General features: G+C 70.9%; 19 protein-coding genes. 8 read left to right on the top strand and 11 right to left on the bottom strand.

What is annotated here, in order from left to right; all coding sequences use genetic code 11:
• Nucleotides 1–186: 186 nt before the first annotated feature.
• On the bottom strand, nucleotides 187–1,155 hold the full coding sequence (locus ACGFW5_RS08290; RefSeq protein ID WP_393833369.1) for a tetratricopeptide repeat protein: 969 nt from the start codon (nucleotides 1,153–1,155) through the stop codon (nucleotides 187–189).
• Nucleotides 1,156–1,454: 299 nt separating this feature from the next.
• Between ACGFW5_RS08290 and ACGFW5_RS08295 the strand changes: the two genes are divergently transcribed.
• A complete protein-coding gene (locus ACGFW5_RS08295; RefSeq protein ID WP_393833370.1) occupies nucleotides 1,455–2,090 on the top strand; it encodes a TetR/AcrR family transcriptional regulator in 636 nt (211 codons plus the stop codon).
• A gap of 33 nt (nucleotides 2,091–2,123) precedes the next feature.
• Here the strand turns inward: ACGFW5_RS08295 and ACGFW5_RS08300 are convergent, their stop codons facing one another.
• Together ACGFW5_RS08300 and ACGFW5_RS08305 are read right to left on the bottom strand one after the other, a co-directional pair.
• Nucleotides 2,124–3,137 (bottom strand): SDR family NAD(P)-dependent oxidoreductase, encoded by a 1,014-nt coding sequence (locus ACGFW5_RS08300; protein WP_393833371.1) that lies wholly within the window; start codon nucleotides 3,135–3,137, stop codon nucleotides 2,124–2,126.
• Nucleotides 3,134–4,279, bottom strand: a complete 1,146-nt coding sequence (locus ACGFW5_RS08305; protein WP_393833372.1) for a glycosyltransferase — start codon at nucleotides 4,277–4,279, stop codon at nucleotides 3,134–3,136. The genes ACGFW5_RS08300 and ACGFW5_RS08305 overlap by 4 nt, the downstream gene beginning before the upstream one ends.
• 63 nt (nucleotides 4,280–4,342) lie before the next feature.
• Between ACGFW5_RS08305 and ACGFW5_RS08310 the strand changes: the two genes are divergently transcribed.
• A complete protein-coding gene (locus tag ACGFW5_RS08310; RefSeq protein ID WP_393833373.1) occupies nucleotides 4,343–5,038 on the top strand; it encodes a response regulator transcription factor in 696 nt (231 codons plus the stop codon).
• Nucleotides 5,039–5,186: 148 nt separating this feature from the next.
• The gene (locus ACGFW5_RS08315) at nucleotides 5,187–6,587 is read left to right on the top strand and encodes a sensor histidine kinase (RefSeq protein ID WP_393833374.1); all 1,401 of its coding nucleotides are present in this window, start codon (nucleotides 5,187–5,189) and stop codon (nucleotides 6,585–6,587) included.
• Between the two features lie 108 nt (nucleotides 6,588–6,695).
• Here ACGFW5_RS08315 and ACGFW5_RS08320 read toward each other — a convergent pair whose 3' ends face one another.
• The 3 genes from ACGFW5_RS08320 to ACGFW5_RS08330 all read right to left on the bottom strand — a co-directional run bounded on the left by ACGFW5_RS08320 (nucleotide 6,696) and on the right by ACGFW5_RS08330 (nucleotide 9,905).
• On the bottom strand, nucleotides 6,696–8,396 hold the full coding sequence (locus ACGFW5_RS08320) for a methylmalonyl-CoA mutase (protein WP_393833375.1): 1,701 nt from the start codon (nucleotides 8,394–8,396) through the stop codon (nucleotides 6,696–6,698).
• Between the two features lie 128 nt (nucleotides 8,397–8,524).
• The gene (locus ACGFW5_RS08325; RefSeq protein ID WP_393833376.1) at nucleotides 8,525–8,863 is read right to left on the bottom strand and encodes a DUF3817 domain-containing protein; all 339 of its coding nucleotides are present in this window, start codon (nucleotides 8,861–8,863) and stop codon (nucleotides 8,525–8,527) included.
• Nucleotides 8,864–9,398: 535 nt separating this feature from the next.
• On the bottom strand, nucleotides 9,399–9,905 hold the full coding sequence (locus ACGFW5_RS08330) for a MarR family winged helix-turn-helix transcriptional regulator (protein WP_393833377.1): 507 nt from the start codon (nucleotides 9,903–9,905) through the stop codon (nucleotides 9,399–9,401).
• Between the two features lie 193 nt (nucleotides 9,906–10,098).
• Here ACGFW5_RS08330 and ACGFW5_RS08335 point away from each other — a divergent pair, with 193 nt between their 5' ends.
• Nucleotides 10,099–11,112 carry a glycoside hydrolase family 6 protein gene (locus ACGFW5_RS08335; RefSeq protein WP_393833378.1) on the top strand — a complete coding sequence of 338 codons (1,014 nt, stop codon included), beginning with the start codon at nucleotides 10,099–10,101 and terminating at the stop codon, nucleotides 11,110–11,112.
• An 82-nt stretch (nucleotides 11,113–11,194) separates the two neighbouring features.
• Here the strand turns inward: ACGFW5_RS08335 and ACGFW5_RS08340 are convergent, their stop codons facing one another.
• The 4 genes from ACGFW5_RS08340 to ACGFW5_RS08355 all read right to left on the bottom strand — a co-directional run bounded on the left by ACGFW5_RS08340 (nucleotide 11,195) and on the right by ACGFW5_RS08355 (nucleotide 15,789).
• Complete coding sequence (locus tag ACGFW5_RS08340; protein WP_393833379.1) at nucleotides 11,195–13,150, bottom strand: galactose oxidase-like domain-containing protein; 1,956 nt, start codon at nucleotides 13,148–13,150, stop codon at nucleotides 11,195–11,197.
• A gap of 4 nt (nucleotides 13,151–13,154) precedes the next feature.
• Entirely contained in the window at nucleotides 13,155–14,915 is a 1,761-nt protein-coding gene (locus tag ACGFW5_RS08345; protein WP_393833380.1) for a glycosyltransferase family 2 protein, read from the bottom strand.
• A 236-nt stretch (nucleotides 14,916–15,151) separates the two neighbouring features.
• Entirely contained in the window at nucleotides 15,152–15,448 is a 297-nt protein-coding gene (locus tag ACGFW5_RS08350) for an MTH1187 family thiamine-binding protein (protein ID WP_114038208.1), read from the bottom strand.
• Nucleotides 15,445–15,789 (bottom strand): DUF3817 domain-containing protein, encoded by a 345-nt coding sequence (locus tag ACGFW5_RS08355; protein ID WP_393833381.1) that lies wholly within the window; start codon nucleotides 15,787–15,789, stop codon nucleotides 15,445–15,447. The genes ACGFW5_RS08350 and ACGFW5_RS08355 overlap by 4 nt, the downstream gene beginning before the upstream one ends.
• 175 nt (nucleotides 15,790–15,964) lie before the next feature.
• Here ACGFW5_RS08355 and ACGFW5_RS08360 point away from each other — a divergent pair, with 175 nt between their 5' ends.
• From ACGFW5_RS08360 to ACGFW5_RS08375, 4 genes are all read left to right on the top strand, one after another.
• Nucleotides 15,965–16,597: an AIM24 family protein gene (locus tag ACGFW5_RS08360; RefSeq protein ID WP_393833407.1), complete on the top strand. Its 633-nt coding sequence runs from the start codon at nucleotides 15,965–15,967 to the stop codon at nucleotides 16,595–16,597.
• Complete coding sequence (locus ACGFW5_RS08365) at nucleotides 16,597–17,247, top strand: AIM24 family protein (protein WP_393833382.1); 651 nt, start codon at nucleotides 16,597–16,599, stop codon at nucleotides 17,245–17,247. Before ACGFW5_RS08360 ends, ACGFW5_RS08365 begins: the two co-directional genes overlap by 1 nt.
• A complete protein-coding gene (locus tag ACGFW5_RS08370) occupies nucleotides 17,244–18,020 on the top strand; it encodes an AIM24 family protein (protein ID WP_393833383.1) in 777 nt (258 codons plus the stop codon). The genes ACGFW5_RS08365 and ACGFW5_RS08370 overlap by 4 nt, the downstream gene beginning before the upstream one ends.
• A gap of 138 nt (nucleotides 18,021–18,158) precedes the next feature.
• On the top strand, nucleotides 18,159–18,635 hold the full coding sequence (locus ACGFW5_RS08375; protein ID WP_393833384.1) for a MarR family winged helix-turn-helix transcriptional regulator: 477 nt from the start codon (nucleotides 18,159–18,161) through the stop codon (nucleotides 18,633–18,635).
• On the opposite strand, the gene ACGFW5_RS08380 is transcribed toward ACGFW5_RS08375, so the two are convergent.
• Nucleotides 18,585–19,022, bottom strand: coding sequence for a hypothetical protein (locus tag ACGFW5_RS08380; protein WP_393833385.1), 438 nt, complete (start codon nucleotides 19,020–19,022; stop codon nucleotides 18,585–18,587). The two genes, ACGFW5_RS08375 and ACGFW5_RS08380, sit on opposite strands and share 51 nt — an antisense overlap.
• Nucleotides 19,023–19,148: the final 126 nt, after the last annotated feature.

Raw genomic sequence — 19,148 nt, forward strand, 5'->3', positions numbered from 1 at the left:
TTGCCGCAGAAAAGCGGACGTAAGAAGCGGCTCAACTTACTGGAAGTAACAGCGGCCGCGTTTACCAAGTTTTGGCAAAGCGCGGCCGCCTCTTGTCTCTCTGTCGCCAAATCGCCCGTCGGATACCCCGCTCAGACGCTCATTCGGTGACAGGTGGATGAACGCTCGCGGGCGTCCAGCCGTGGGTCAGAAGAGCACCCTCGCCAGCGCGGTTCGCGCCGCGGTGACGCGCGGGTCGTCCCCGCCGATCACCTCGAAGAGCTCCAGGAGGCGCACGCGCGCGGCCTCACGGTCGTCACCGAACGTGCGCCGCACGGTTTCGACGAGCCGTCCGAAGGCGTCCTCGACATGTCCGCCGACCAGATCGAGGTCGGCCGCGGCGATCTGGGCGGCCACATCGGCCGGCTTGTCCGCCGCGTCCTTGCGGACCTGCGCGGGGTCGAGCGCCTGGACCCGCTGGAGCAGTTCGGCCTGCGCGAGGCCGAGCTTGGCCTCCGGGTTGCCCGGGTCGTCGCTCAGGACGTTGCGGTACGCCTGGGCCGCGCCGGCCAGATCGCCCGAGTCGAGCGCGACCACGGCGGCTTCCAGCAGGGCGTCGTACGGGCCGACCGGGACGGGCGCCTCGGCGGCGGGGCCCTGTGCGCTCGGGTCCACCGCGATGCCGGTCAGGCCGAAGCGCTCCTCGGCGACCTGCACCAGCTGGTCAAGGGTCTCGCGGATCTGCGCCTCCGGGGCCGCGCCCTGGAAGAGGGGCAGCGCCTGGCCTGCGACCACCGCGAAGACGGCCGGGATCCCCTGGATCCCGAACTGCTGCATCAGCATCTGGTTGGCGTCGACGTCGATCTTGGCAAGGACGAAACGGCCGTTGTACTCGACGGCGAGGCGTTCGAGCAGCGGGCCGAGCTGCTTGCAGGGCTCGCACCACTCGGCCCAGAAGTCGATGACGACCGGCACCTCGGCGGAGCGGGTCAGGACATCGCGCTCGAAGGAGGCCTCGTCGACATCACTGACGAGGGCGGACGGCGCGACCGCCGGGACCCCGCCCTGCCGGGCGGCTTCGGCTCGCGCCTGCTCCGCCTTGCTCTTGGCCTCACCGGCCGCCTTCACCGCGGCGAGGTCGACGACGCCGCTCATGGACATGTTCCTAGGCTGCATGCGTACATCCTCCCCCTTCCGCGACGGTGCGTGGTCATCCGGTGGCAGGATCCGGGCCCACCCCGCTGCCTCCCGCCGGATTGCGAGGCACCGAGCCGGCCCGGACCTGACGCCGGTCTTCTCGTGCGGCGCCCGGGTCCCCACCCGGGCGCCTGTGACATGTGGTTGTCGCGGAAGGCCGCTCAAAGGCTTTCGCTACGAGCCGTAGCGTAACTGGTCGCGGGGTCGGCGCGCAGGGTGATCTCGCGCACACCGCGTGCCCCCTGGCGCGATTACTACCGGCCGGTATGGTCGCCGTCATGCCTTCTTCATCCCGCGCCACGAGACCGTCCTGTACGGGTCGTACGGGCCGGCCTCGCAGCGCCGAGGCCGACGCCGCGATCCTGCTGGCGACCCGGGAGGCGCTGGTCGACCTGGGCTGGTCGAAACTGACGATGGGGGACGTGGCGACACGGGCCGGGGTGGCCAAGACGACGCTCTACCGCCGCTGGGCGGGCAAGAACGAGCTCGTCGTGGACGCGGTAGCGGTCCTCTTCGACGAGCTCGAACTCCCGGATCTGGGCAGCCTGATGGCCGATGTGGAGGGTGTCGTCCTCCAGTTCGCCGCGCTCCTGGAACGCCCCGAGGCGAAGACGGCGCTGATGGCGGTGGTGGCCGAATCCACCCGGGACGACGCGCTGCGCGGGCGGATCCGGTCGGCCATCGTGGACCGCCAGAAGCGGCTGGTTCTGGTCGGCCGCGAGCGCGCGCAGGCCCGTGGCGAACTCCCCTACGAGGCGGACCCGGTGGTCTCCGCCCGCCACACCGACCTCATCTTCGACGTGGTGGCGGGCGCGGTGGTGCACCGGGCGCTGGTCAGCGCGGAGCCCGTGGACGAGGAGTGGGCCCGCGACTTCACCCTCCTCATCTGCACGGGCCTCGCCGCGACGGCCTGAGCGGCGCCCCGTTCCCCGGCCGCCGCCGGACACTCAGACCTGGTACCGCTCCGGCGCGAACAGGGCCAGGTTCTCCCGCACCCACTCCGAGGTGTGCTTCAGGCCGTCCTCCAGGGAAACCTGCGGGCTCCAGCCCGCCCACTCGCGCGCCCGCGCGTTGTCCGAAAGCAGGCGCTCCACCTCGCTGCCCGAGGGGCGAAGGCGCGCCGGGTCGACCACGACGGACGCCTCGCGGCCCGACGCCGCGATGAGGGCCTGCGCCAGGTCGCCGATGGCGATCTCGCGGCCCGTGCCCAGGTTCACGACCTCGCCGAGCGCCCGGTCGCACTCCGCGACGGCGAGGAAACCCCGCGCGGTGTCGGTGACGTAGGTGAAGTCGCGCGTCGGGGTCGTCGAGCCGAGCTTGATCTCCCGTACGCCCGCGTGCAGTTGGGCCAGGATGGTGGGGATCACGGCGCGGGCGGACTGGCGCGGGCCGTAGGTGTTGAACGGGCGTACGACGGTGACCGGGAGCTCGAAGGCGTGCCAGTGCGACAGCGCCATCATGTCGGCGCCGATCTTGGACGCGGAGTAGGGCGACTGCGGCTGGAGCGGGTGGTCCTCGCCGATCGGTGCGGTCAGGGCGGTCCCGTACACCTCGCTGGTGGAGGTGTGGACGAGCCGGCGCACCGCGTGGCGGCGGCAGGCCTCGGCGATGTTCTCGGTGCCGACCACGTTGGTCTGCACGTAGGCGCCCGGCGAGTCGTAGCTGTACGGGATGCCGATGAGGGCGGCGAGGTGGAAGACGGTGTCGCAGCCGGCGACCGCGTCCGAGACCCGGCCCGCGTCGCGGACGTCTCCGGCGGTCATCTCCACCCGGGGGTGGTTCATCAGATGGGCGAGGTGGCCCTTCTCGGCGTACGGCTTGTAGTGGACGAACGCCCGGACGTTCGCGCCGAGTTCGACGAGGAGGTCGACCAGCGTCGAGCCGATGAAGCCCTCGGCGCCGGTGACCAGGACGGTGCGGCCGTGCCACGTGCGGTTCTCGTGGGTGATGACGGTGCTCATGCGGCGTACTCCCTGGTGTACGAGGTGGGATAGGAGGCGAGTTCGAGGACCCGGGCGGCCAGCAGGCCGGCGGCGCGGGCGTGGTTGCCGGGGTCGGCGGCGCCGCTCATCGCGGCGAGCCGGGCCGGGTCGGCCAGAAGGGGTTCGATGAGGCCGGCCAGGCGGAACGCGGTGGTCTCGGCGTCGGGCACGAGCAGGCCCGCCCCGGCGTCGGACAGGACCCGCGCGTTGTGGGTCTGGTGGTCACCGGGCGCGTGTGGATAGGGCACGAGGACGGCGGGCACTCCGGTCGTGGCGAGTTCGGCGACGGTCGCGGAGCCGGCCCGGCACACGACGAGGTCGGCGGCGGCGTACGCGAGGTCCATGCGGTCGAGGTAGGGCACGGCTCGCGCGCCGGGCATGCCGCTCAACTGGCGTACGGTGTCGTCGAGTTGGGCGGGCCCGGTCTTGATGAGGAGGTGGACGTCGGCGCGGTCCCGCCAGCGGTGGGCGAGGCCGACGGCCGCCGCGGTGAGCCGCGCCGCGCCCAGACTGCCGCCGTTGACGAGGACGAGCCGCGCCCCGGCCGGCACACCGAGCGCCCGGCGCGCCTCGGCGCGCAGCGTCGGCCGGTCGAGCGCGGCGAGCGACGCCGCGATGGGCATGCCGGTGGTGAGCGCGTCCTGGCCGCCCGACAGGTGGGCGCGGCTGCGGTCGAAGGCGACGGCGATGTTGGAGGTGAGCCGGGCCGCGAACTGGTTGGCCCGGCCCGGCACGGCGTTGGATTCGTGGATGAGGCTCGGGAGCCCGGCCATCTTGGCGCCGACGATGACGGGCGCGCTCGGGTAGCCGCCCATGCCGACCGCGACCTGGGCACCCTGCGCCTTGAGGATGGACCGGCACTGCGCGCCCGACTTCAGGAGCGCGGCGGGAAGCAGGTACCGCTTGGCTCCGAGCGAGGGGTCGAAGGGGATCATGTCGACGGTGTGCAGCCGGTACCCGGCGCGGGGTATGAGCTCGCCCTCCAGGCCCCGGGTCGTGCCGACGAAGGAGACCACCGCGTCGGGGACGGCCCGCCGCAGCGCCTCGGCGAGCGCGAGCCCGGGGTAGATGTGCCCGCCGGTGCCGCCCGCCCCGATCACTACTGACAATGGTGTGCGCATGGCACCGAGGTTCACGGGGCGCCTTAAGAGGGTTCTAAGAGTGTCGTTTGGCAGGCTTTGCCCATGAGCACCACGCGCGCGGTCAGAATCCTCGTCGTCGACGACGAGCCGGAAGTACGGGCGGCCGTCGAGGACGGCCTTGCGGTGGAGGGGTACGAGGTGCGGGGCGCCGTCGACGGGCTCGCGGCGCTGTCCGAGGTGGCGGCGTGGCGTCCGGACGCGATCGTCCTCGACGTGATGATGCCGGTGCTCGACGGCCTCGGGGTGTGCCGCCAGCTGCGGGCGATGGGCGACCGCACCCCGGTGCTCGTGCTCACCGCGCTCGACTCGGTCAGCGAGCGGGTGGACGGCCTTGAGGCGGGCGCCGACGACTATCTGGTCAAGCCCTTCGCCCTGGACGAACTCATCGCACGGGTAAGGGCGTTGCTGCGCCGGGCGGCCCCCGACCCCGGCGAGCCGCAGGAGCTGCGGTATGCGGACCTGGCCCTGGACCCGGTGGCCCACACCGCCCGCCGGGGCGAGCGCCCGATCGACTTCACGCGCACCGAGTTCGCCCTGCTCGAACTCCTCATGCGCAACCCGGGGCAGGTGCTGCCGAGGGAGCTGATCCACGAGCTGGTCTGGGGCCGCGACTTCGGCCCGGACTCCAACTCCCTCGCGGTGTACGTGGGTTACCTGCGCCGCAAACTGGAGGCGGAGGGCGAGCCGCGCCTGGTCCACACGGTGCACGGCGTCGGTTACCGCCTGGACGCGTCATGAGCGCGCCGTACGCGGGCCACCCGCACCGCACCCCGGGGACGACGGGCCGGGCCCAGCCCGAGCACCGCGGGGGTGATGCGCCTGGACGCGGCATGGGCGCGTGCCACCGCGGGCGCGGTGTCGGTGGCCACCGGCTGGGGGCGGCGTCATGAGCGCGCGGCGCCGTCTCGGTGCACGCTGGCGGCGCCACCGTCCGCTGCGCACCCGGCTCGCGGTGGCCGCGTCCGGCGCGGTGGCGGTGGTGGTGCTCGGGGTGTCCACGGCAGCGTTCTTCGTCATCCACTACGAGCTCTACCACCAGCTCGATCTGAATCTGACCCAGTCGGCGACCCTGGCCATCCAGCAGAACCGGGGCGCGCGCCCCAGCGTGCTGGCCGGGGAGTGCCGCTTCCTGTCCGCGCCCGCCTGTGCGCAGATCGTCCCCGCCGATCCGGCGAAGGACGCCCACGAGCGCTACCTGCTGCCGGTGGGCCCGCCCGTGCGCGCGGTGGCTTCCGGTGCGCACACGCCGTACTTCAGCAACATCACCCTGCCCGAAGGCAAGCCCGCCCGGATGCTCACCACGCCCTTCGGTGGTGGCAAGTCCCTTCAGGTGGCGCTGCGTTCGGACTCTGTACAGAAGGGCGTGGGCCAGGCGGCATGGCTGCTGGGCGCGGTCGGGGCGGCGGGCGTGCTGTTCGCGGCCGGGCTCGGCTACTGGGTGTCGCGGACCGGGCTCGCGCCGCTGGCCCGGCTCACCGCGACGGCCGAGCACATCGCGGCGACCCGCGACCCGAGCCACCGCATCGAGCTGCCGCCGGGCCCGTCCGGCAAGGAGGACGAGGTGATCCGGCTCGCGGTGTCCTTCAACACGATGCTGGGCGAGCTGGAGCAGTCGGTGACGGCCCAGCGCCGTCTGGTGGCGGACGCGTCCCATGAGCTGCGCACCCCGCTGACCGCGCTGCGTACCAACGCGGAACTGCTGGCACGGGCCGATCGCTTGACGGCGGCGCAGCGGGACCGGGCGTCGGGCGCGCTCGGCCGGCAGATCAGGGAGGTGTCCGTCCTGGTCAACGACCTCATCGACCTCGCGAGGGACGAGGAGCCCACGCCGCTTTTGGAGGAGGTCCGGCTGGCTCCGCTGCTCGCGCACACGGTGGACACGGCTCGGGCGCACTGGCCGGCCACACCGTTCCGGCTTGAGCTGGCCGACGCGTCCGCGACGCTGCCCGGCGTGCCGGCCCGCCTGGCCCGGCTGATCTCCAACCTCCTGGACAACGCTGCCAAGTTCAGCCCGGTGGGCGCGCCGGTGGAAGTCACCTTGCTCGCCGGTGAGTTGACGGTACGGGACCACGGACCCGGCATCGCGGAGGCCGACCTGCCCCATGTCTTCGACCGGTTCTACCGGGCGGAGCGGGCGCGGGCGCTGCCGGGGTCGGGGCTGGGGCTCGCGATGGCTCGGCAGATCGCGCGGGCGCACGGGGCGGAGGTGTCGGCGCATGCGGCGCCGGGGGGTGGGGCGCTGTTCCGGGTGGTCCTGCCGGACGCTTACCCACCCACCCGCCCATAACCGCAGGGCACGAGCCCCCGACCCCCTGGGGCCGCGGGCTCAGAAGCCGGGCGGCTCCGTGCCCCATGAGCACGGGGCACGAGCCCCCGACCCCCCGGGGCCGCGGGCTCAGAAGCCGGGCGGCTCCGTGTACGTGCCCCACTCCTCGCGCAGCACGCCGCAGATCTCGCCCAGGGTCGCCTCGGCGCGGACTGCGTCCAGCATCGGGGCGATCATGTTCGAGCCGTCACGTGCCGCGGCGAGCATCGCGTCCAGGGCGGCCCGCACCGTCGCGTCGTCGCGGCGCGACGTGCGCTCGGCCAGCGACCGTACCTGCTCGCGCTCCACCTCGTGGCTGACCCGCAGGATCTCCAGGTCGCCGGTGACCGAACCGTGGTGGCAGTTGACGCCGACGACCCGCTTGTCGCCCTTCTCCAGGGACTGCTGGTAGCGGAACGCCGACTCGGCGATCTCCCCGGTGAACCAGCCGTCCTCGATGCCACGCAGGATGCCGGAGGTGATCGGCCCGATCGGGTGCTGCCCGTCGGGATGCGCCCGCGTGCCCCGCTCCTTGATCTGGTCGAAGATCTTCTCGGCGTCGGCCTCGATGCGGTCGGTCAGCTGCTCGATGTACCAGGAGCCGCCGAGCGGGTCGGCCACGTTGGCGACGCCGGTCTCCTCCATCAGGACCTGCTGCGTGCGCAGCGCGATCTCCGCGGCCTGCTCGGAGGGGAGCGCAAGCGTCTCGTCGAGGGCGTTGGTGTGCAGCGAGTTGGTGCCGCCGAGCACGGCCGCGAGGGCTTCCACGGCGGTGCGTACGACGTTGTTGTACGGCTGCTGCGCGGTCAGCGAGACCCCGGCGGTCTGGGTGTGGAAGCGCAGCCACTGCGCCTTGTCCGACTGCGCGCCGTACACCTCCTTCATCCAGCGGGCCCAAATGCGGCGCGCCGCACGGAACTTGGCGATCTCCTCGAAGAAGTCGACGTGCGCGTCGAAGAAGAAGGACAGGCCGGGCGCGAAGACGTCCACGTCCAGGCCACGGCTCAGGCCGAGCTCGACGTACCCGAAACCGTCGGCCAGCGTGTACGCCAGCTCCTGCGCGGCCGTCGCTCCCGCCTCGCGGATGTGGTAGCCGGAGACGGAGAGCGGCTTGTACGCGGGGATCTTGGTGGCGCAGTGCTCCATCAGGTCGCCGATGAGGCGCAGGTGCGGCTCGGGCTGGAAAAGCCACTCCTTCTGCGCGATGTACTCCTTGAAGATGTCCGTCTGGAGCGTGCCGTTGAGGACGCCCGGGTCGACGCCCTGCCGCTCGGCGGCGACGAGGTACATGCAGAACACCGGCACGGCCGGCCCGCTGATCGTCATGGAGGTCGTCACGTCGCCGAGCGGGATGTCCTGGAACAGGACCTCCATGTCGGCCGCCGAGTCGATGGCCACGCCACAGTGGCCGACCTCGCCGAGCGAGCGGGGGTCGTCGGAGTCGCGCCCCATGAGCGTCGGCATGTCGAACGCGACGCTCAGGCCGCCGCCACCGGCGGCCAGGATCATCTTGTAGCGCTCATTGGTCTGCTCGGCGTTGCCGAACCCGGCGAACTGCCGGATCGTCCACGTGCGGCCCCGGTAGCCGGTCGGGTACAGGCCTCGGGTGAAGGGGTACTCACCGGGCCAGCCGATCCGCTCGAACCCGTCGTACGTGTCGCCCGGGCGGGGCCCGTACGCGGGGTCCACGGCGTCCCCGGAAAGTGTGGTGAAGTCGGCGTCGCGCTTGCGGGCCTTGTCGTAACGGGCCTGCCAGCGGCGGCGGCCTTCCTCGATCGCGTCAGCGTCCATGAATCGAATTTACTTGGACGTCCTAGTAAATGTCGATGGCCGGCCGCCACGCGTTGTGCTTGCGCGGCGGCGGGGGTGTCGGCGGGGTGCGCTGGGATTCGGTGGGGTGCGGCCGGGTGGGCGGCGGGTCAGGCCCGGGCGCCGGCCGGGACGGTCTCCGCGACCTTGGACTCCAGCTCCTTGGAGACCTTGCGCTCCACGAAGAAGGCGGCGGTGGGGATCGTGCCGGCGATCAGCACCCACAGCTGCTTGCCGACCGGCCACTTCGCCTTGGAGCCCAGGTCGAAGGCGAACACGAGGTAGATCACGTACAGCCAGCCGTGGGCGATGCCGATGATCTTCGTGAAGTCCGCGGCGCCGTTCATGTCCAGGATGTACTTGGCGATCACGCCCAGGGTCAGGAGGACCAGCAGCACGCCTGTGACGTACGCCATCACGCGGTAGCGGGTCAGCACGCTCTTTTTCATGCGGCTGAGCCTAACCGGACATGCCGGGCGATCTTCGCGCGGGTGCCGGTCCGCGAGCCGGTATGCGCCCCCCGAGGTTCACAACCCTGGGGCTCCGCCCCAGCCCCCCAAGCGGGGGCTCCGCCCCCTGCACCCCCGCAACGCGCCTGAACGGCGCTCGTCCTCAATCGCCGGACGGGCTGAGGATGCCCATGCTCGCACCCTGCCAGGGGCGCGGGGAACTGCGCGAGAAGCGACCACGGCCCGCAGGGGACGAAGGTATTTGGGGGCGCGGGGAACTGCGCGACCAGCCGCCCGCGGCCCGCGGCCGAAAGCCGGCCTACCAAGGGGCGCGGGGAACTGCGCGAGAAGCGACCACGGCCCGCGGCCGAAAACGGGTTCAGGGGCGCGGGGAACTGCGCGACCAGCCGCCCGCGGCCCGCGGCCGAAAGCCGGCCTACCAAGGGGCGCGGGGAACTGCGCGAGAAGGGGGCACGGCCCGCGGCCGAAAGGGGGGCAGGGGCGTGGGGCGTAGCACCGGGGTGGGCGGGTGGGGTCAGTCTTCGAAGTCGTTGGCTGCTATCCGCAGCGGCCGCAACATCGCAAAAATCTCCCCGCACTCCTCCGCGTCGTAGACGCCCAGCCCGAACTCCATCGCCATCAAATCGCGCGTGGCCTGTTCCACCACCTCGCGCCCCTTGTCCGTGATGGACGCCAGCGTGCCCCGGCCGTCGTTCGGGTTGGGCCGCTTGTCGACGAGGCCCGACTTCACGAGGCGGTCCACCGTGTTGGTGACCGAGGTCGGGTGGACCATCAGACGCTCGCCGATCTTCGACATCGGCAGCTCCCCCGCCTTGGAGAAGGTGAGCAGCACCAGCGCCTCGTACCGCGCGAAGGTCAGCCCGTACGGCTTCACCACCGCGTCGACCTCGGCCAGCAGGATCTGCTGTGCCCGCATGATCGAGGTGATCGCCCCCATCGAGGGCACGGGGCCCCAGCGATGCTTCCAGAGTTCGTCGGCGCGGGCGATGGGATCGAAGGGGAGGCTGAGCGGCTTGGGCACGCGTCGACCTTACCCAGTGGTCACATGTCAGTCAGCACTGTCTCGAAGTTCGGTACCCGGCGCGCGCGGCACCGCATCGCGCCCGCCGCACCGCCTCGCGCTCGCCGCCCGGCATGGCGCTCCCTTGCGCAGAGTGACCGTCATGTCACCATGGCCCGGTCCCGCCCACGCTCGCGACCCCCAAGGGGGCCGGATGTCCCGGTACCGCACGCTCCTCGCCGCCGTCCTGCTCACCGCCGTCGCAGGCTGCTCCTCCGGCGCCGGTCCCGACGGGGCCGCATCGGTCCGGGAGCGCGCGCAGGCCGACGCCGGGGTCGCGCCCGCGGCGGGCAGCCCCTTCTGGGTCGACCCCGAGAGCGACGCCGCCCGGCAGGTCAAGGTCTGGCAGGGTCAGGGCCGTACCGCCGACGCCCAGGCGCTGCGCCGGATCGCCGAGCGGCCCGTCGCCACCTGGCCGTCCGGGGACGACCCGCGGGCCGGCATCCGCAAGGCCGTCGCCGGCGCCGCGAAGGAGAAGCGGACCGCGCTGTTCGTGGCGTACGACATCCCGCACCGCGACTGCGGCAAGTACTCCGCCGGCGGCGCGGACGGAATGGACGGCTACCGCGCCTGGACCCAGAGGTTCGCCGAGGCGATCGGCGACGCCCCTGCCGTGATCGTCCTCGAACCCGACGCGGTCGCCCACATGGTCGACGGGTGCACCACGTCCGACCACCACGCCGAGCGCTACCAGCTTCTGGGCGAGGCGATCGAGACCTTCAAGGGGCTGCCCCGCACCAAGGTCTACCTCGACGCGGGCAACCCCTCCTGGATCCCGGATCCCAACAGCCTCGTCGAGCCGTTGAAGCGGGCCGGCATCGACCGGGCGGACGGCTTCGCCCTGAACGTCTCCAACTTCCAGACCGACGCGGCCGTGCGGGCGTACGGCGTGAAGGTCTCCCAGGGGCTCGACGGCAAGCACTTCGTCATGGACACGAGCCGCAACGGCGAGGGGCCCCTGCTCGACGGCCGTGACCAGGCCTGGTGCAATCCCCCGGGCCGCTCGCTCGGCACCCCGCCGTCCGTCAGGACCGGGGACCCGCTCGTCGACGCGTTCTTGTGGATCAAGCGGCCCGGCGATTCGGACGGGCCCTGCCGCGGGGGCCCGTCCGCCGGGACCTGGTGGCCCGAGTACGCGCTCGGACTCGCCCGGCGCGCCCGGCTGTGACCTCGGCGCACGTACGTCGGCAGGCCACTCGCCCCCGTGCACGTACGTCAGCAGGTCACTCGCCGCCTCAGTCCACGCGGCCTCAGTCCACGCGCAGCCACTTCGCTTCGGACGGGGTGCCCGCCTCGTCGCTCACGAAGACCATGTACCAGCCGGGCGGGACGAGCGCCCGGTCCTTCGGGACGGTGATCGTGACCGAGTTCTTGTCCTTGGTCAGGCCCAGTTCGATCGAGCGCTGCTCGACGTCCGTGGTGTGGGTCACCGCGCTCGGACGCATCAGGCGGGCCTTGACCACGCGCTCGGGGTGGTCGGTCCTGAAGGTGGCCCGGCCGTCGGCCGCCGCGGCCTCGGGGCCGTCGCCGAGCGCGGGGCGCTTGTCCTTGTCGCGGTAGAGGTAGGGCGGGGTGTAGAGCTCCATGCGCTGCTCGAACTTGCCGAGCTTGGTGTTGTTCTTGTCGCTGTAGAGCGAGTCGGATCCGAAGGTGGCGACCCGGCCGTCCGGCAGCAGCAGCGCCTCGGAGTGGTAGTTGCGGCCCACGGTGGGGTCCGCCGCCTCACGGAAGGCGTTGGCCTTCGGGTCGTAGAACTGGGCGCTGAGGATGTTGGAGCCGCCCCGGCCGCGGTAGTCGGACGAGCCGCCGGTGGTGAAGACGGAGTCGTCCGGCATGATCACGCTGTTCAGGTACCGGGTGCCCTGCGGGAGCTCGGGGCCCGATGTGAAGGCGGGGTTGTTCTTGTTCAGGTCCACCACGGCGGTGCGCGGTGTGGCCTTCTTGGACTCGCCGACCCCGCCGCCGCCGAGCAGCATGAAACGCTGGTCCTGGGCGGGCGGCAGCAGGAGTGAACTGGCCGTCTCCAGCTGGTCGCCTGCCTTCAGGCCGCCGATCTTGGTGAAGGTGTTCTTCTCGACGTCCCACAGCCCCGGCTCACGGCCCTTGTCGGCGGGCCCGTACCCGGAGTTCGCGCCCGAGTAGAAGAGCTTGCCGCCCTTGGTCAGGAAGAGCGAGGGGTAGGTCGGGAAGTAGCGGGTGGGGCCCTTGGACCACTGCTTGGTCTTCGGGTCGTAGATCTCGTTGTCGCCCTGGAGGATGGCGCCCACGTCGTCGAGGCCGGAGACCGCGAGCACCTTGCCGTCCTGGAGCGTGGTGAGCGTCGGGTACCAGCGGGCCTCCTTCATGGAGGCGACGGGTACGTACTTCTCGGCCTTCGGGTCGAACTCGTACGCCGCTCTGATCCCCTGGTAGTCCTGCTTGTCCAGGGTGATCTTCTCGGCGAGCCCGTACACGTTGTCGGCGTCCTTGCCGGTCAGGCCGACCACCTCGTACTGCGCCTGGTCGGTGGCGACCGACTGGCGGCCCTCGGTGACCGCCTCGACGAAGACCCGGGCCTCGGCGGCGGTGGTCTTCGTCTTCCAGGGCTTCATCTGCCCGTTCGTGTAGTACGAGACCTCGAACTCGCGCTTGGCGCGCGGCACCGTGACGTCGAACCTCGACACGTACTCCACGCCGGACGGTGAGCGGAACCTGGTGCCCTTCTTGAGCGTGACGGCCTTGTTCGGGTCCTCGTTCTTGACCCGCATGCCGCCGCCGGCCCGCTTCACTGCGCCGTCCAGGACCTCGTAGCGGGCCGTGCCGCCGGCCACCAGGAGGTTGCCGTCGGGGAGTTGGGCGTGGCCGCCGCAGAAGAAGTCCTCGGGGGTGAGGATCTTCTTGAAGGTGTTGTCCTTCGGGTTCCACAGCACGGTGTCGAAGGTGCCCGCGTCGAAATGGTCCTGCTTGTTGCCCGAGCCCGCGATGATCAGCACCTTGCCGGTGTGGAGCAGCGCCGCGTGGATGGCGTTGGTGCGGTACTTCTCGGGAATGTCGACGCCGTGCCAGGCTCCGTAGCGGGCCATGTACTCGGGCTGGGCGATCTCGTACGCGTGGTACTGCTCGGTGGCGAAGGAGAGCGCGGCGGGGGCGTTGAGCCCCGCGAGCAGCACGACGGCGCCGCCGCCGAACAGGGTCTTCTTCATCCGCTTCGAGGGCCGGTAGGCCATGGCTTCAGTTCCCTCCGGTCGTCGTGGCGATGGCGGGTTCGCTCTCGCCGCCGGGCGTGTGCTGCGGGATCTGCCCGGCCGCGCGGGCCGCGGCGCGTTCGCGCCGTGACGTCCAGGCCCAGATCGCGACCGGCGCGAGCGCGATGCACAGGGCGAGCACGGCCCAGGTGCGCATGGCGGCATGGGTGTGGCCGTAGTGCACGGAGGCGATGAGGGAGGCGGCGAGGACCGCCGCCCAGAACAGGTGGATCCGGAACGTCCACAGCCGGTCGGGGCTCGTCTGGCCGCCCTTGGGGGTGACGACGAACCGGCCCTGGGTGCGCAGTACGGCCGAGCCGAGCGACTTGAGGTAGATGGGCGCCGACAGCGCCGACATGCCCATGCCGGCGAGTCCGCCCGAGCCCTCGGGTTCGTGCGGCGAGACGTTGTGCCGCCGGTTCCACAGGTAGAGGCCGATCTGGAGGGCCGCGGCGTCGCTGTAGAGCATCAGCCACACCGATGCGGTGACCTCGGTGCCGGACGCGCCGAACCAGAGGAACAGCACACAACTGACGATGCCCAGAAGCCAGTTGACGGCCGTCATGGGGTAGTAGACGAGCATCAGGGTGTACGAGAGCAGCCGGCCGGGCGGCATGGTGAACGGCGCCTTCCAGTACTGCTTGACCAGCGTCTCGTAGGTCCCGCGCGACCAGCGCATCTGCTGGGTGAAGAAGTCGGTCCAGGAGGCCGGGCCCTCGCCGACGGCCAGCACGTCCGGGGTGTACACGGAGCGCCAGTGCCGGCCGGTCCTCGGGTTCCGGTGCCGGTGCAGTTCGAAGCCGGTGGCCATGTCCTCGGTGATCGAGTCGTACAGGCCGCCGATCTGGCGCAGTGCCGCGATCCGCACCACGTTGTTGGTGCCGACGAACATGGGCGCGCGGTAGCGGTTGCCGGCCCGCTGGATCAGCGCGTGGAAGAGGAACTGCTGGGACTCTGCGGCCTTGGTGACGGGCGAGTCGTAGTTCCCGTACACCTGCGGTCCGACGACGAAGGCGACGTCGGGGTCGCGGAAGTAACCCATCATGCGTTCAAGGAAGTTGGGGAGCGGAGCGTGGTCGGTGTCGACGGAGGCCAGGAAGTCGTAGTGGCCGCCGTGCATCGCGATCCAGGCGTTGTAGTTGCCGTGTTTGGTGCGGGCCCGGTGGGCGCCCTTCTTGCGGTTCCACTCGGGGACGCCCTTGCGGGTGAAGTGGCGTACGCCGAGTTCGGCGCAGAGCGCCTTGGCCTGCCCGTCGTCGCCCTCGTCCAGGAGCCAGATGTCCAGGGGGCCGGTGTGGGTGACCCGGACGGCCGCCTCCAGGGTGGCCCGCACCATGGATATGGGTTCCTTGCCCGGCACGTAGGTGGTGAGGAAGGCGACCCGGGTGCCGTCTTCGGGGGTGACCGGGACGGGGTCGCGGGCGACCATCGTGGCGTGGGCGACGGAGGCGACGTTGGCCACCATGAAGAGCTCGATCAGGCCGATCGAGACGAGCATCGTGATGTCGAGGTCCACGAGCCAGTGGTCGCCGCCCTCGCGCTCGACCCAGTGGGTGGGCCAGACGAGATAGACGAGCAGCAGGCCGGTGAGTATGGGCGCCAGGGTCATCAGGAGTACGGCGCGTATGCGGTGCGGCTCCCGGGCGAGCAGACTCCGGTACTGCACCCGGTAGGGCTTGGCGCCCGGCTCCGTGAGCGGTCCGGCCAGTCGGCTGTGGGTGTCGTATGCGTAGCCCTCGGGGCGCACGTGCCCTCCAGCTGATCGTCGAGCAGGGGTTGCGAATCGGGTTGATATCCCCACAAAAGTGGAGAATGCCCGGCGTGTCGACTGGAGTACTCCGAGTGAGCGGTTCTCCGGTGGTCGGCCGTTTGGGCGGTGCGGACCCGTCGCCCTGCTGCGTACGCACGCGCGAGAGCCCCCGGCCTGGGCGGCCGGGGGCTCGTCGAAAGGGGTCGCCCGGCGGTGCTGGGCGAAGGCGGCTACTACTCGGCGGCCAGGTGACGCTCCACCGTCTCGACCTTGGAGGTGAGGCCGTCCGTGACGCCGGGGCGGATGTCCGCCTTGAGGACGAGCGAGACCCGGTTCGAGCGGGCCTCGACGGCGGCGACGGCACGCTTGACGACGTCCATCACCTCGTCCCACTCGCCCTCGATGGACGTGAACATGGCGTCCGTACGGTTGGGCAGGCCGGACTCGCGTACGACGCGCACCGCGTCGGCCACGTACTCCCCCACGTCCTCACCGACGCCGAGCGGGCTGACCGAGAAGGCGACGATCATGCGTTGACCACGCCTTCCTTGCGGGCGCGGGTCGCGATCACCGCGTCGTCCAGCTCGCGCCGGAGCTTGCGCTCGGCGAAGAAGCCGCCGAAGGGGAGCACGGCGAGCAGGAAGTAGAGCGCGCCGGTCTTCGCGGACCACTTGGTGCGGTTCCACGCGTCGAGCCAGAAGAGCACGTAGATCGTGAACAGGATGCCGTGGACCATGCCCATCACCATGACCCCGTCGAACGAGGTGGTGCGCTTGAGCACGGAGCACACCAGCAGGATCGGGAACGAGATGGCCTCGGGGAGCGAGATCAGTCGGAGGCGGTGCAGGGCGGAGGCTGTCTTGAGGTCCACGGGTGGGGCACCTTCGCTTGGAGGGAGCGGGCGGCGGAGATCGTTGGGCGAGATGGTTGGGCGAGATCGTTTGGCGGTGATCTTTGTGAACGCGTGCACAAACGTTCTCCATTCTGACATCGACCCCGTGCCCCTGTCGGGGCGGGTCCCCGGCCGCTAACGTCGGGCCGTGGCAATGTTCCGACTCCAGGGCAGCAAGGTGCTCGCCGTCGACATGACCGGCGACGCCGTCAAAGCGAAGAACGGCTCGATGGTCGCCTACGACGGCCAGATGGCGTTCAAGAAGATGTCCGGCGGCGGTGAGGGTCTGCGCGGCATGGTGACCCGCCGTCTCACCGGCGAACAGATGACCGTGATGGAAGTGAAGGGGCACGGCACGTGCTACTTCGCCGACCGCGCGAGCGAGATCAACCTGGTGAACCTCCAGGGCGACAAGCTCTTCGTCGAGTCGAGCAACCTGCTCGCCACCGACGCCGGGCTGCGCACCGGCACCACCTTCACCGGCCTGCGCGGCGCGAGCCAGGGCAACGGCCTGTTCACCACGACGATCGAGGGCCACGGCCAGGCCGCGATCATGTCGGACGGGCCGGCCGTGGTGCTGCGCGTCAGCGCCCAGTACCCGCTGTCGGTGGACCCCGGGGCGTACATCGCGCACCAGGGCAACCTCCAGCAGCACTTCCAGTCCGGGGTGACCTTCCGCACCTTCATGGGCGAGGGGTCGGGCGAGGCCTTCCAGATCCGGTTCGAGGGCGAGGGCCTGGTGTACGTGCAGCCGAGCGAGCGCAACACGATCGGAGGGGACGTCTGATGCCGTTCCGCGAGATCAACTCGAAGATGGTCGAGGCGACGGTGCTGCCGGGGCAGCGGATGTTCAGCCAGCGCGGCGCGATGCTCGCCTACAAGGGCGACGTGTCCTTCACGCCCAACATCCAGGGCGGCCAGGGCGGCCTCATGTCGATGATCGGCCGCCGGGTCGCCAACGAGGCGACGCCGCTGATGACGGTCGACGGCAGCGGGACCGTGCTGTTCGGCCACGGCGGCCACCACATCCAGGTCATCAACCTCCAGGGCGACACCCTGTACGTCGAGGCCGACCGGCTGCTCGCCTTCGACGGCAGCCTCCAGCAGGGCACGATGTTCATGGGCTCGCAGGGCGGGGTCATGGGCATGGTGCGCGGCCAGGTGACCGGGCAGGGCCTGTTCACCACGACCCTCAAGGGCCATGGCGCGATCGCGGTGATGGCGCACGGCGGAGTGATCGAGCTGCCGATCACCCCGCAGCGCCCGGTGCACGTCGACCCGCAGGCCTATGTCGCCCACCACGGCGACGTCCGCAACAAGCTCTCGACCGCGCTCGGCTGGCGCGACATGGTGGGCCGCGGCTCCGGCGAGGCCTTCCAGCTCGAACTGTCCGGCCAGGGTTCGGTGTACGTGCAGGCCTCGGAGGAGAAGCTGTGAGCGCCCCGGTGATCTTCGACCCGCACTCGCTGCCGGCCGACGACAACGTCAACAAGTACACCTTCTGCGTGGAGCTCAAGTCGAGCCAGTGGTTCCTGCAGAAGGGCAAGATGATCGCCTACTACGGGCGGATCGAGTTCAACGGCATCGGCCACGGCCGGCTCGACCGGCTGCTGCGCACCAGCTTCCACTCCCCGCTGCACGCGGCGGACTGGGTGGTGGCGGACGGCAGCGGCAAGATGCTGCTCGCGGACCGCGCGTTCGACGTGAACAGCTACGACCTGGACGAGGGCAACCTGACCATCCGGTCCGGCAACCTCCTCGCCTACCAGCCCTCGCTCGCGCTCAAGCAGTCGATCGTGCCGGGATTTCTGACGCTGATCGGCACGGGCAAGTTCGTGGCCGCGTCCAACGGCCCCGTCGTCTTCATGGAGCCGCCGATCCGGGTCGACCCCCAGGCGCTGGTCGGCTGGGCGGACTGCCCCTCGCCCTGCCATCACTACGACCACGGGTACATGACAGGCGTCCTGGGCGGAATCCGGTCACTCACCGGTCTTGGCGGGACCTCGGGCGAGGAGCATCAGTTCGAGTTCGTGGGGGCCGGTACCGTCCTGCTCCAGTCCACCGAAGTACTCATGGCGGAGCAGGCGACCGGGCAGGTGGCGGCCGAGCCCGGGGTGCCCGGCGGCGGCCAGGGCGGACCCGGCCCCGGGGCCGGGGCACCGCGTCTTCCCGGCCAGCTGGGGGACCTGCAACGTCGCTTCGGCCTGTGAGCGGTAGTCTGCGGAGTGTGACGTCGAACGCCTGAACCCCTCCGGGCGACGGCCGGGCCAACAGGCGCGCGCCTGTCGGGTGCCGGGCATCACATCCCAACTTGGTTCAGAATTCAACTTCTTAGGTAGAATCCACATATGGAGACCGAGACGGCCACGAACTGGCTGAGCGACGACGAGCAGGCCGCCTGGCGCACCTATCTGGACGTCAATCGGATGCTGACGTACCAGATGGAAAAGGACCTGCAGCCGTTCGGCCTGACCAACAACGACTACGAGATCCTGGTGAACCTCTCGGAGTCGGCGGACAAGCGGATGCGGATGAGCGACCTCGCGTCCGCCACCCTCCAGTCCAAGAGCCGTCTCTCGCACCAGATCACGCGGATGGAGAACGCCGGACTCGTCCGCCGCGAGAACTGCGAGTCCGACCGGCGCGGGCTCTACGCCGTCCTCACCGAGCTCGGCACGGAGACCATGGAGAAGGTCGCCCCGCACCACGTGGCCTCCGTACGGCGGCACTTCATCGACCTGCTGTCGGGGGAAGCTCTCGCCGATCTACGCGAGTCACTGACGCCGGTCGCGGACCATCTGCGCGGGCACCGCGGAAAGATCTGACGGCTGGGGGGGGCGCCGTGCCGCGCCCCCGGCCCTGGTCCCACCCCCGGCCCTGGTCCCACCCCCGGCCCTGGCACTGGTCCTGGTCCTGGCCCGCCAGGCTCCCCCTGCCGCCGAGCACAGCGCGGGCACGCCCGCGAGCACGAAGCACAGGGGCAGCGGCAGCCGCCCGACGAGCAGACCCGCTCCCGCGCAGGCGCCCGAACTCCCGGCGTTCACAGCGGTGTTGACCCACGCGCCGGCCCGGGTACGGGCGCCGGGCGCGGCGAGTTCGTCGGCGTACAGGTAGGCCGTGGTGAGTGCCGGGGCGACGAACAGGCCGGCCAGAACCATGGCCCCGGCCAGCGTGACGAGGCTGCTCGCGGCCCCGGCGAGCGCCAGCGCCACGGCGAGAGCGACCGCGAACAGGGCGAGCCGGCTGGGGGGTGTCTGGTGGATCAGGGTCGGTCAGGGTGCGGCGCCTGGTGCGGTGCATCGCAAGGCGCCGGAACGTCGTGATAGCGGAGCTATCGG

The sequence above is a fragment of the Streptomyces sp. NPDC048416 genome, assembly GCF_043200435.1.
GTDB lineage: Bacteria > Actinomycetota > Actinomycetes > Streptomycetales > Streptomycetaceae > Streptomyces.

Excerpts from the sequence above, each read along its gene's own strand:
- ACGFW5_RS08290 (WP_393833369.1), bottom strand. The coding sequence starts at position 1,155 with ATGCAGCCTAGGAACATGTCCATGAGCGGCGTCGTCGACCTCGCCGCG.
- ACGFW5_RS08295 (WP_393833370.1), top strand. The coding sequence starts at position 1,455 with ATGCCTTCTTCATCCCGCGCCACGAGACCGTCCTGTACGGGTCGTACG.
- ACGFW5_RS08300 (WP_393833371.1), bottom strand. The coding sequence starts at position 3,137 with ATGAGCACCGTCATCACCCACGAGAACCGCACGTGGCACGGCCGCACC.
- ACGFW5_RS08305 (WP_393833372.1), bottom strand. The coding sequence starts at position 4,279 with ATGCGCACACCATTGTCAGTAGTGATCGGGGCGGGCGGCACCGGCGGG.
- ACGFW5_RS08310 (WP_393833373.1), top strand. The coding sequence starts at position 4,343 with ATGAGCACCACGCGCGCGGTCAGAATCCTCGTCGTCGACGACGAGCCG.
- ACGFW5_RS08315 (WP_393833374.1), top strand. The coding sequence starts at position 5,187 with ATGAGCGCGCGGCGCCGTCTCGGTGCACGCTGGCGGCGCCACCGTCCG.
- ACGFW5_RS08320 (WP_393833375.1), bottom strand. The coding sequence starts at position 8,396 with ATGGACGCTGACGCGATCGAGGAAGGCCGCCGCCGCTGGCAGGCCCGT.
- ACGFW5_RS08325 (WP_393833376.1), bottom strand. The coding sequence starts at position 8,863 with ATGAAAAAGAGCGTGCTGACCCGCTACCGCGTGATGGCGTACGTCACA.
- ACGFW5_RS08335 (WP_393833378.1), top strand. The coding sequence starts at position 10,099 with ATGTCCCGGTACCGCACGCTCCTCGCCGCCGTCCTGCTCACCGCCGTC.
- ACGFW5_RS08340 (WP_393833379.1), bottom strand. The coding sequence starts at position 13,150 with ATGGCCTACCGGCCCTCGAAGCGGATGAAGAAGACCCTGTTCGGCGGC.
- ACGFW5_RS08350 (WP_114038208.1), bottom strand. The coding sequence starts at position 15,448 with ATGATCGTCGCCTTCTCGGTCAGCCCGCTCGGCGTCGGTGAGGACGTG.
- ACGFW5_RS08360 (WP_393833407.1), top strand. The coding sequence starts at position 15,965 with ATGTTCCGACTCCAGGGCAGCAAGGTGCTCGCCGTCGACATGACCGGC.
- ACGFW5_RS08365 (WP_393833382.1), top strand. The coding sequence starts at position 16,597 with ATGCCGTTCCGCGAGATCAACTCGAAGATGGTCGAGGCGACGGTGCTG.
- ACGFW5_RS08375 (WP_393833384.1), top strand. The coding sequence starts at position 18,159 with ATGGAGACCGAGACGGCCACGAACTGGCTGAGCGACGACGAGCAGGCC.